The 9,721-nt window shown below is 68.2% G+C and carries 11 protein-coding genes; 7 read left to right on the top strand and 4 right to left on the bottom strand.

Annotated features, from left to right (window positions below; genetic code table 11):
- Window positions 1-38: 38 nt before the first annotated feature.
- The 3 genes from ACGFNJ_RS40610 to ACGFNJ_RS40620 are packed head-to-tail and all read left to right on the top strand — an operon-like array spanning window position 39 to window position 3,507.
- Window positions 39-791: a DUF1989 domain-containing protein gene (locus tag ACGFNJ_RS40610; RefSeq protein WP_393461345.1), complete on the top strand. Its 753-nt coding sequence runs from the start codon at window positions 39-41 to the stop codon at window positions 789-791.
- Entirely contained in the window at window positions 788-1,405 is a 618-nt protein-coding gene (locus tag ACGFNJ_RS40615) for an urea amidolyase associated protein UAAP2 (RefSeq protein ID WP_393461347.1), read from the top strand. Before ACGFNJ_RS40610 ends, ACGFNJ_RS40615 begins: the two co-directional genes overlap by 4 nt.
- Window positions 1,402-3,507 (top strand): 5-oxoprolinase/urea amidolyase family protein, encoded by a 2,106-nt coding sequence (locus ACGFNJ_RS40620; protein WP_393461349.1) that lies wholly within the window; start codon window positions 1,402-1,404, stop codon window positions 3,505-3,507. Before ACGFNJ_RS40615 ends, ACGFNJ_RS40620 begins: the two co-directional genes overlap by 4 nt.
- Before the next feature lies 1 nt (window position 3,508).
- Here ACGFNJ_RS40620 and ACGFNJ_RS40625 read toward each other — a convergent pair whose 3' ends face one another.
- Both ACGFNJ_RS40625 and ACGFNJ_RS40630 read right to left on the bottom strand, forming a co-directional pair.
- Window positions 3,509-3,661, bottom strand: coding sequence for a hypothetical protein (locus ACGFNJ_RS40625; RefSeq protein ID WP_393461351.1), 153 nt, complete (start codon window positions 3,659-3,661; stop codon window positions 3,509-3,511).
- A gap of 87 nt (window positions 3,662-3,748) precedes the next feature.
- Entirely contained in the window at window positions 3,749-4,903 is a 1,155-nt protein-coding gene (locus ACGFNJ_RS40630; RefSeq protein WP_393461353.1) for an epoxide hydrolase family protein, read from the bottom strand.
- 63 nt (window positions 4,904-4,966) lie between these two features.
- On the opposite strand from ACGFNJ_RS40630, the gene ACGFNJ_RS40635 reads away from it, so the two are divergent.
- Entirely contained in the window at window positions 4,967-5,917 is a 951-nt protein-coding gene (locus ACGFNJ_RS40635) for a helix-turn-helix transcriptional regulator (protein ID WP_393461355.1), read from the top strand.
- 97 nt (window positions 5,918-6,014) lie between these two features.
- Window positions 6,015-6,680 carry a TetR/AcrR family transcriptional regulator C-terminal domain-containing protein gene (locus ACGFNJ_RS40640; RefSeq protein ID WP_393461357.1) on the top strand — a complete coding sequence of 222 codons (666 nt, stop codon included), beginning with the start codon at window positions 6,015-6,017 and terminating at the stop codon, window positions 6,678-6,680.
- A gap of 14 nt (window positions 6,681-6,694) precedes the next feature.
- Here ACGFNJ_RS40640 and ACGFNJ_RS40645 read toward each other — a convergent pair whose 3' ends face one another.
- The gene (locus ACGFNJ_RS40645) at window positions 6,695-7,168 is read right to left on the bottom strand and encodes a MarR family winged helix-turn-helix transcriptional regulator (RefSeq protein WP_393461358.1); all 474 of its coding nucleotides are present in this window, start codon (window positions 7,166-7,168) and stop codon (window positions 6,695-6,697) included.
- Between the two features lie 110 nt (window positions 7,169-7,278).
- Between ACGFNJ_RS40645 and ACGFNJ_RS40650 the strand changes: the two genes are divergently transcribed.
- Window positions 7,279-8,418, top strand: a complete 1,140-nt coding sequence (locus ACGFNJ_RS40650; RefSeq protein WP_393461360.1) for a GDSL-type esterase/lipase family protein — start codon at window positions 7,279-7,281, stop codon at window positions 8,416-8,418.
- A gap of 14 nt (window positions 8,419-8,432) precedes the next feature.
- On the opposite strand, the gene ACGFNJ_RS40655 is transcribed toward ACGFNJ_RS40650, so the two are convergent.
- Window positions 8,433-9,062 (bottom strand): TetR/AcrR family transcriptional regulator, encoded by a 630-nt coding sequence (locus ACGFNJ_RS40655; RefSeq protein ID WP_393461362.1) that lies wholly within the window; start codon window positions 9,060-9,062, stop codon window positions 8,433-8,435.
- 71 nt (window positions 9,063-9,133) lie between these two features.
- Here ACGFNJ_RS40655 and ACGFNJ_RS40660 point away from each other — a divergent pair, with 71 nt between their 5' ends.
- Entirely contained in the window at window positions 9,134-9,694 is a 561-nt protein-coding gene (locus ACGFNJ_RS40660; protein WP_393461364.1) for a peroxiredoxin-like family protein, read from the top strand.
- The last annotated feature ends 27 nt before the right edge of the window (window positions 9,695-9,721 follow it).

Here is a 9,721-nt window from a genome sequence, read left to right on the forward strand (position 1 = left end):
CGCATCGAACCTGACACCACCCGGCGAAGGGAGCATTGATGACCAGCACCGCATCCACCATGGGCGCCATGGCGCACGCTCGCGCACAGGCAGCCGCCGCGGCCGTCGCGGAGCCCGCACTGCCCGAGGGCGTCGACGCCGCCACAATCACGTTTACCCAGCGCATTCCAGCGAGCGGCTACGCCAACGTCGTGCTCGGGCGCGGCACCCGGATCCGGTTGTCCGACCCGGCGGGCGCCGCGTGCGCGCATCTGCTGCTGGTGCGCGCGGACGCACCGTGGGAACGACTGAATGTCGCTGACACCGTGAAGGTTCCGTGGCAGGCCTACCTCGGCAACGGGCATCCGCTGCTGTCCGACCAGGGCCGCGTCCTCGCCACCGTGCTCGCCGACACCTCGGGCCGCCACGACACTCTGTGCGGGCCGACCGCCGAGGCGAGGCAGTTGCTTCGCCTCGCCGGGGCCAAACACGGTCTGGCACCGCGGGATATCGGCCCGACGGTGTCGTTCTTCCGCGGGATCCGCGTCGAGGCCGACGGTGCACTGACCGCCACCGGCAGCGCCGCCGCCGGTGCGTCGGTCGACCTGCTGATACATCTCCCGGTGACCCTGCTCGTCGCCAATGCCGCACATCCGCTCGACGACCGCGCCGCCACCGACCTCGATGTCGTCGCATGGGCGGCGCCCGCGGACCTCGAGGTCACGCACAACACTGAGCCGGAATATCAACGGGCAGTGCAGAACACCGAACGAGCCTGGATCGCCGCGCGCACGCCGGAGGTAACGCCATGACCAGCACGGAGCGCACCGTCGTGCGCGACGAGACCGTTCCAGCCCGCGCACCGTGGTCCGCGGTGGTCCGGGCCGGTGAGCACCTGGAGATCATCGATCTGCACGGCAACCAGGCGGTCGACTGCCTGCTGTACTCGGCCGCCGACCACACCGACCGCTACAGCGCCCAGGCCACGGTCGCCGCACAGCGCAACATCTTCCTCACCACCGGCAGCGTGCTGCTGACCGACACGGGCACCGCCTTGATGACCGTGATCGCCGACGAGGTCGGCAACCACGACACCATTGCGGGCGCCTGCTCGCAGGAGTCGAACACGCTGCGCTACGGCCACCACACCCGCCATCAACACGCGTGCGTGGAGAACTTCCTCACCGCGGCGATGCAGTGGGGCCTCGGCAAGCGCGACCTGGTGTCGAACATCAACTGGTTCATGAACGTTCCGGTGGAGCCGGACGGCACCCTCGGCATCGTCGACGGATTGTCCGCGCCGGGAAAGAAGGTCACGCTGCGTGCCGAGATCGACACCCTGGTGCTGGTGTCCAACTGCCCGCAGATCAACAACCCCTGCAACGGTTTCGACCCGACACCGGTCCGGATGGTGGTGACGCGATGACCCACGCAGAACTACACCCACGCGCCGCACCGCCTGCCCGTGCCGCCGAGCCGCAGGCAACGCAGACCCACGCCGCCGACTGCTGCCCGCCGCCCGAAGGACAGCCGGGAGCCTCGGTCACGGTGGTGCGCCCCGGAATGCTTACCACCGTGCAGGATTGGCCAGGAAGGACCGGCTACTGGCACGTCGGCGTGCCACCCTCGGGGCCGATGGACGACCTGTCGTTCCGGCTCGGCAACCGAGCGCTCGGCAACCCCGAGGGTGCGGCCGGACTGGAGTGCACGTTGACCGGGCCCGCCCTGCGCTTCTCCGCGCCGACGTGGGTATGCGTCACCGGGGCGCCCGTGGACATCACCGTGGGCGGCGCACGCGTGCCGCAGTGGCGTACGGTCCTGGTGCCTGCAGGTGATGTCCTCGAAGTCGGCGCTATGCGCGGCCCAGGAATGCGGTGCTACGTGTTGTTCGCCGGCGGCCTCCAGCTGCCCGAATATCTCGGCAGTACCGCCACTTTCACGCTCGGACAGTTCGGCGGCAGCGACGGCGGCGCCCTGCGCGCCGACGACGTGCTGCCGCTCGGGGCACCGTACGGCGCCGTCACGTCCGGCGTCCCGGCCGACGATCAACCGGCGATCACCGAACGCTGGGAACTGGCCGTCACCGAGGGCCCGCATGGCGCACCGGAATTCTTCACTCGCACCGACGTCGACACCATCCTCGGCACCGACTACGCGGTGCACTTCAACTCCGACCGCACCGGCGTTCGCCTCATCGGCCCCAAGCCGGAGTGGGCCCGCACCGACGGCGGCGAGGCCGGGCTGCACCCGTCGAACATTCACGACACCGCGTATTCGGTTGGCGCACTGGACTTCACCGGCGACACCCCGATCCTGCTCGGCCCGGACGGCCCGAGCCTCGGCGGTTTCGTCTGCCCGGTGACCGTCGTCGCCGCGGACCGCTGGAAGCTCGGGCAGCTGGCGCCGGGGAATGCCGTCCGGTTCGTGCCCATCCGCGGCGAGCGCGCCGCCTCGCCGCGCGAGCTCGGCCCTGGCCGTCGCGCCGCCTGGCCCATCGTGCTGTCGTCGGGCGGCGACGGTGACGACGGCGTGCTGCGCCGGGCCGAGGTGGACGACGAGACCGGGGTGACCTATCGCCGGGCGAGCGACGACGCGGTGCTCGTCGAATACGGCACCATGACATTGGATCTCGGCCTGCGCGCCCGCGTGCACGCCCTCCATCAGCACCTGCTCGCGGCCGGTGTGCGTGGCGTGACCGAACTGACCCCCGGCATCCGCTCACTCCAGATCCGGGTGGACCCGCACGTCCTCCCCGTCACCGCTGTCCTCGATCTGCTTGCCGAGGCCGAGGCACAGCTGCCCGCCGCCGACGCGCTCGTCGTCCCCAGCCGCACTGTGCATCTCCCGCTCTCCTGGGACGACCCGTCCACCCGCGAGGCGATCACCCGCTACATGCACGGTGTCCGCGCCGACGCGCCGTGGTGCCCGTGGAACATCGAGTTCATCCGCCGGATGAACGGATTGGCTTCGGTGGCAGACGTTTACGACACCGTCTTCAATGCCGAATATCTCGTCCTCGGCCTCGGTGACGTGTATCTCGGCGCACCGGTCGCCACCCCGACCGACCCGCGCCACCGCCTGGTGACCACCAAGTACAACCCGGCCCGCACCTGGACCCCGCAGAACGCGGTCGGCATCGGCGGCGCCTACCTGTGCATCTACGGCATGGAAGGCCCCGGCGGCTACCAATTCGTCGGCCGCACCACCCAGGTCTGGAACCATCACGCAAGCACCGCACTACCCCCTGGTGCGGACCGTTCCACCGCGGGCGTGGAAACACCATGGCTGCTCCGCTATTTCGATCGCATCCGCTGGTACCCCGTCGAGGCGGACGAACTCCTCGCCCGTCGTGCCGATTTCGCCGCAGGCCGGATCGACGTCGACACCGAAGACGGCGAGTTCAGCCTCGCCGAGTACCGAAAGTTCCTCGCCGACAACGCCGCGTCCATCGACGCCTTCCGCGCCACCCAGTCCGCGGCCTTCGGCGCCGAACGCAGCTCATGGCGGGCCGCCGGGGAGCTCGCCTGAGCTACCAGCCGAAAAGCTCTGCCATGTCGATCGCTTCGTCGTCCCACGTCCGTTCGAGCGCCGCGCGCTCGGCCTCCGGGAGATCCGGCGACCAGCCACAGCGGCGCCAGAACTCTTCCCGGTGTTCCTGGGTCAATGGTCTCGGTTTGTCCATGGCCGCACCTCACCGACAGTCCTGCTGCACTGATTGTGGGCCTGTTCCGGCAACGACATGCCGGAACAGGCCAACGGACTGTGCATTTCAGCGCAGATCGCGGAAGAACTCCCGGATGTCGGCCGTCAGCAGTGCAGGCTCCTCCAGTGCCGCGAAGTGACCGCCGCTGTCGGCCTCGATCCAGCGGGTGATCGTGTGCTCGGGTTCGGAATAGCGCCGGATCCCGATGTCGTGCGCGAATACGATGACCCCGGTGGGCACGCCGGAGTTCACCTGCGGCGTGCCCCAGCCGCCTGCATGGGCGTAGCCGACGTACGCCGCCGAACCCGCGGTTGCGGTGAGCCAGTACAGCATCACGTTGGTCAGCAGCCGATCCCGCGCAATGATCTTGTCCGGGTCGATGTTTCGCGGATACGTCCACTCACGGAACTTGTCCATGATCCAGGCGAGCTGCCCCACCGGCGAATCCACCAGCCCGTACGCCAGCGCCTGCGGACGAGTGGACTGAATCGCGATGTAGCCGAACTCTTCCTGCATGAACGCCTCGATCCGGCGGACCCGATCCTGCTCCACTGCGGTCAGGCTCGCGAATTCGTCCTCGGCCAGCGGCAACGGCGGCATGGGGCCGGGTCCACCGTTGACGTGCACGCCCGCAACGCGTTCCGGCACGGTGCGGCCGACCTCAGGGCTCACCGCCGCGCCGATGTCACCGCCCTGCACGCCGTAGCGCTCGTAGCCGAGCCGGTGCATGAGCTCGGCCCACGCTGCGGCGATGCGCTGGACCGTCCACCCCGTCTCCGTCACCGGACCCGAGAAGCCGAAGCCCGGCAGCGCCGGAATCACCAGGTGGAAGGCGTCTTTCGGGTCGCCGCCATGGGCGGCGGGATCGGTCAACGGGCCGATCACGTCGAGGAACTCGGCCACCGAGCCAGGCCAGCCGTGCGTCATCAGCAGCGGCAGCGCCCCGTCGTGCGGCGAACGGACGTGCAGGAAGTGGATCGTCTGCCCGTCGATTTCGGTGGTGTACTGCGGAAAAGTGTTGAGCTCGGCCTCGGCCGCGCGCCAGTCGTACTCGGTGCGCCAGTAGTCGACCATGTCGCGCAGCCAGGTGGTCGGCACGCCGGTGTCCCAGCCGTCACCAGGCAGCGGCGCGGGCAGGCGCGCACTGTCGAGTCGGGCACGCAGGTCGTCGAGCTGCTGTTGCGGGATGTCGATGCGGAATTTCTGGATCTCGTTGCTCATGAACTAGACGATATGACCCACCTAGGACAGCTTCTGCCCTAGCTTTCCGGCAGACTGAAACTCATGTTGGAAACCTCCGCACGGCTGCTTCGGCTGTTGTCGCTGCTGCAGACGCCCCGCGATTGGACAGGCACCGACCTGGCCGAACGCCTCGAGGTCGATGTGCGCACCGTGCGCCGCGACATCGACAAGCTGCGCAACCTCGGCTATCCGGTGGAAGCCACCGCCGGTGTCGCGGGCTATCGGCTCGGGGCGGGCGCGAAACTGCCGCCGCTGCTGCTCGACGACGACGAGGCGGTGGCGGTCGCGATCGGGCTGCGCACCGCCGCGGGCGGCACCATCACCGGCATCGAGGACAGTTCGCTGCGTGCCCTCACCAAGCTGGAGCAGGTGCTGCCGTCGCGCCTGCGGCACCGCGTGAGTCTGCTGCAATCGGCCACCGTCGTGGTGCAGGCAGGCGGGCCAACCGTCGATCCGGATACCCTCACCGCGATCGCGGGCGCGATCAGGGACAGTCACCGCCTCCGCTTCGACTATCGGAGTCATGACGGGGCAACGTCATTGCGCGTCACCGAGCCACATCGACTGGCACACACCGGCCGTCGCTGGTACCTGATCGGCTGGGATGTCGATCGTGCCGACTGGCGCACCTACCGGGTCGACCGGCTGCATCCTCGCATCCCGACCGGCCCGCGCTTCACTCCGCGCGAAGCGCCCGATGTCGACCTGTCCGGCTATGTTTCGCGCGGCGTTTCGAGTTCGCCGTACCGCTACGTCGCCAGGATCACCCTCGGGGTCCCTGCCGAGGTCGCCGCCGAACGTATCGCACCGACCGTCGGGGCACTCGAGGCCGTCGACGCCGAAACCTGCCTATTACGAACAGGATCCAACTCCCTCGACGAACTGGCGATCTTCGTCGCCAGCTTCGGCTATCCGTTCCGGGTGCACGAGCCGCCCGAGTTCGTCGCCCACCTCCGCGAACTCGCTACCCGGCTGGCGAATTCGGTCGACTGATCCGCACCACAGCGATCAGATCGCAAGCACCGTTTTGCCCTGGGCGTGCCCATCGGCGACATGCTGCACACCGTAAGTCCGTCAACCGAAAGAGCTCATGGCCAAGACCTCGACCAACGGCACCTCGCGCCCGCCACTCAACCGGGAAAAGGTGCTGCACACCGCCATTCGACTCGCCGACGAGCAGGGACTTGCCGCGCTGTCGATGCGCAAGCTGGCGCAGACGCTCGGCGTCGAGGCGATGTCGCTCTACAACCACGTTGCCAACAAGGACGACCTGCTCGACGGCATCGCCGATCTGGTGGTCGCCGAGATGGCCGCCCCCACGATCGACCAGGAGTGGAAAGCGGCCATGCGGGCGCGGGCGACCTCGGCGCACGAGGTGCTGTTGCGGCATCCATGGGCCACCGGACTGATCGGCTCCCGCCTCAATGTCGGCCCGGCCATGCTCCGCTACATCGACGCCACGCTCGGCTGCCTGCGCACGGCGGGCTTCTCCTATCAGCAGGCCGATCGCGCCTGGAACGCGATGGACAGCCACATCTACGGATTCACCTTGCAGGAGGTGAACTTCCCGTTGCAGCCGGACGAATATGCCGCTGCGGCAACACAGTTCCTGCCGCGCATCCCCGCCGACGAGTTTCCCTACATGAACGCGCTGTCACAGTTGGTGATCGACGGGGAGCACACGGGCATAGCCGATTTCGACTTCGGCCTCACCCTGATCCTCGACGGGCTCGAACGCCTCTTGACCGGCGGCTGACGCCGCCGAGTCGATCATTCGATGCCGACCGTCGCATCCGGATTGGCGGCATCGCGAACAATGCGCAACGCGGCGATCAGCGCATCGAGCTGCGCTGGCGTCAACAATCCGGTGAACCAGCGCTCGACGCCTGCCAGATAGTCCGGCAGCGCCTCCGCGAGCCGCACCGCGCCCGCCTCGGTCAGCACCGCGTACGCACTGCGCCGATCGCCGGGATCGAGCTCGCGCTCCACCAGTCCCGCCCGCGCCAGCCGATCCACCAGCCGGGTGACGCCGCTCGTCGACAGCCTGGTCTGCGCCGCCAGATCGGACATGCGCAGTCGCCGCCGCGGCGAACGACTCAGGCGCATCAGCGCATTCATGTCGAGCCCGGACAGTCCGTGCGCCTTCCAGACCGGCGCCAACCTGCCGACCACGCCCTCGTGCGCCTCGAAGAGCAGGCCCATCGTGGTCAGCCGTTGGTCATCGAAGAGGTCCGTCGCGTCCATGTGCCCCAACCTACCCGAAATGATTGACATGAGGATAGTTGACACGAGGAATACGGTGTTGTAGAAACATGACTACGCAATATTCCTCGCGTCAACTAATGGAGTGCTCGATGTCTGACACCACCCACTGGGTCGCCGGTTTCCGTTCCGCGGTCATCAGCCCGGACGAACAGATCAAGCTCACCCAACCGCGCGCCTTCGCCGACGAGACCGTCCGCCAGGCGCTGCACCTGGCCGGCGGCGGCGAGCAACTCCGGATCCGCCTCACCAACCGTTTCGGGCACGCCCCGTTGGTCATCGGCGCTGCCAAACTCGCACTCCGCAAGTCCGGCAGCGCGATCGTCACCGAGACCGACACCGCGCTGACCTTCGACGGCGCCGCACAGGTCAGCATCCCCGCGGGCGGCGAAATAGTCTCCGACGCGGTCGAACTCGCGGTCGCCGCAGGCACCGATGTGACACTGAGCCTGTATCTACCCGGCGACACCGGGCTCGCGACCTATTCCCATCAGGCCACCGAAATCGCCTACGTCGCACCAGGAGACGTCACCTCGGCACCGGATCTGACCGCCGCCGAGGAGGTGCCTGCCCGCTTCTTCGTCGCAGGCGTCGATGTGCTTGCCCCCGTGGATGTCCCGGTTGTCGTGGCGTTCGGCGATTCCTGGTTCGAGGGCGTCGGGTCGACCATCGGCGCGAACCGCCGTTCGGTGGACGCGCTCAATGCGCGGCTGCCGCGCGGTTGGGCCGTCAACCAGGGCATCGGCGGAAACCGCCTGCTGACCAACGAGATCGGCGTGCCAGGGCTCGACCGGTTCAGCCGCGACGTCCTTTCCGTCCCCGGCGCCGCCGCGGTCGTGATCAACTTCGGCATCAACGACCTCATCCTCGGCGGCATGGCCGACCAGCCGTCCGCCACCGCCGACGAACTGATCGCGGGCTACACCGAGCTGGCCCGCCGCGCGCACGCCGCGGGTCTCACCATCCACGCCGCCACCATCGGCCCCTACGCGGGCTGCATCTACGAAGGCCTGCCCATTGCCGAAACCCAGGCGACCCGCCGCCAGGTCAACGAATGGCTGCGCGGCACCGACGTTTTCGACTCGATCTTCGACGCCGCCGCCGCCGTCGCCGACCCGGCGCGCCCCGATTTCATTCGCCCCGACCTCGACTCCGGCGACGGCATGCACCTCAACGACGCAGGCCACCGGGCAATGGCCGAATCCATCGACACCGCAGCACTTCTCCGCTGAGCCCAGCCGGCTCCTCAGGACCGACCATGGTCCCGAGGAGCCAGGCCGCGCAGCACGAGGGCAAGGCCCTCACGAAACTCCTCCGACGCCGGGATCGTCCGCGCCTGAGCTGCCGTTTCCGCAACCAGCGGGTAGTCCTCGACCGCCACGCGTGCCATCGTGGCGGTGCCTGGCCCTGCGAGCGAGGCGTAGTGCTCGTTCTGCAGGAAGCCGAACAGGAAGGCGATCAGCGTGCGCTGCGCGATCAGCCGGTCACGACCGGCGAAGCCACCCTCCGTCAGCGCCGACAGCATCGTCTCGATCAGCCTGAGCGACGCCGCCGTCGACTGGCGATGCCGCAGCACGAGCGGCACCGTCGCCGGATGCTTCGACACCGCGGTGCACATCCGCTGCAGCAGTGTCGATATCCTTTCGCGCCATGGCATTTCGGGCGGCAACGCCGTCTCGATGTCGACGAAGATCCGATCAACCACGAGGACCTCGAGCGCTTCCCGATCGGCGACATAGCGATACAGCCCCATGGTGGCCATGCCGAGCTCTGTGGCGACCGCGCGCATCGTGAGCGCGGCCAGACCGTCACGGTCGATGACCGCGAGCGCGGCCGCCGACAGATCTCCCTGAGTGAGCGAACGAGGACGTGGCATGGGTTGACAGCGTACAAGGTACGCGCATACTAGATGTAGGCGTACTACGTACACCTACGAAAGGAATTCGCATGTCATTGCCGACCACCGTCTCTGGGCGCACGCTGATCGCCGCCGACGGCACCGCGGTCCAGGTACCGGACCCCGACCACCTGATCCACCTGCAATTCCGCCGCTTCGCGGGCTGCCCCGTCTGCAACCTGCACCTGCGCTCGATCGTCACCCGCCTCCCCGAGATCACCGCAGCAGGCATCCACGAAGTCGTCGTATTCCATTCCAGCGCACCAGAACTCCGCAAATACACCGACGAACTCCCCTTTCCCGCCATCCCCGACCCCACCCGAGATCTGTACCGCGAGTTCGGCGTCGAATCCGCCCCGAAAGCCCTCCTCGACCCCCGAACCTGGCCCGCCATCCTGCGCGGCGTCACCCACGACGCCTTGGCCACCCTCCGCAACAAGCAACCGGCACCCCCGACCTCCCCCGAAGGTGGCCGTCTCGGCCTGCCCGCCGACTTCCTCATCGCCCCCACCGGCCAAGTCCTGGCCGCCAAACACGGCACCCACGCCGACGACCAATGGTCCGTCGACGAACTCCTCACCGTCGCAACGGCTTCGCAGTTCACGCCGTGAATCGACCTGCAGTCTGGTCGACGGGTC

It is taken from the genome of Nocardia sp. NPDC049149 (assembly GCF_043197455.1).
GTDB lineage: Bacteria > Actinomycetota > Actinomycetes > Mycobacteriales > Mycobacteriaceae > Nocardia.

Excerpts from the sequence above, each read along its gene's own strand:
- ACGFNJ_RS40655 (WP_393461362.1), bottom strand. The coding sequence starts at position 9,062 with ATGCCACGTCCTCGTTCGCTCACTCAGGGAGATCTGTCGGCGGCCGCG.
- ACGFNJ_RS40640 (WP_393461357.1), top strand. The coding sequence starts at position 6,015 with ATGGCCAAGACCTCGACCAACGGCACCTCGCGCCCGCCACTCAACCGG.
- ACGFNJ_RS40635 (WP_393461355.1), top strand. The coding sequence starts at position 4,967 with ATGTTGGAAACCTCCGCACGGCTGCTTCGGCTGTTGTCGCTGCTGCAG.
- ACGFNJ_RS40645 (WP_393461358.1), bottom strand. The coding sequence starts at position 7,168 with ATGGACGCGACGGACCTCTTCGATGACCAACGGCTGACCACGATGGGC.
- ACGFNJ_RS40660 (WP_393461364.1), top strand. The coding sequence starts at position 9,134 with ATGTCATTGCCGACCACCGTCTCTGGGCGCACGCTGATCGCCGCCGAC.
- ACGFNJ_RS40650 (WP_393461360.1), top strand. The coding sequence starts at position 7,279 with ATGTCTGACACCACCCACTGGGTCGCCGGTTTCCGTTCCGCGGTCATC.
- ACGFNJ_RS40625 (WP_393461351.1), bottom strand. The coding sequence starts at position 3,661 with ATGGACAAACCGAGACCATTGACCCAGGAACACCGGGAAGAGTTCTGG.
- ACGFNJ_RS40610 (WP_393461345.1), top strand. The coding sequence starts at position 39 with ATGACCAGCACCGCATCCACCATGGGCGCCATGGCGCACGCTCGCGCA.
- ACGFNJ_RS40615 (WP_393461347.1), top strand. The coding sequence starts at position 788 with ATGACCAGCACGGAGCGCACCGTCGTGCGCGACGAGACCGTTCCAGCC.
- ACGFNJ_RS40620 (WP_393461349.1), top strand. The coding sequence starts at position 1,402 with ATGACCCACGCAGAACTACACCCACGCGCCGCACCGCCTGCCCGTGCC.
- ACGFNJ_RS40630 (WP_393461353.1), bottom strand. The coding sequence starts at position 4,903 with ATGAGCAACGAGATCCAGAAATTCCGCATCGACATCCCGCAACAGCAG.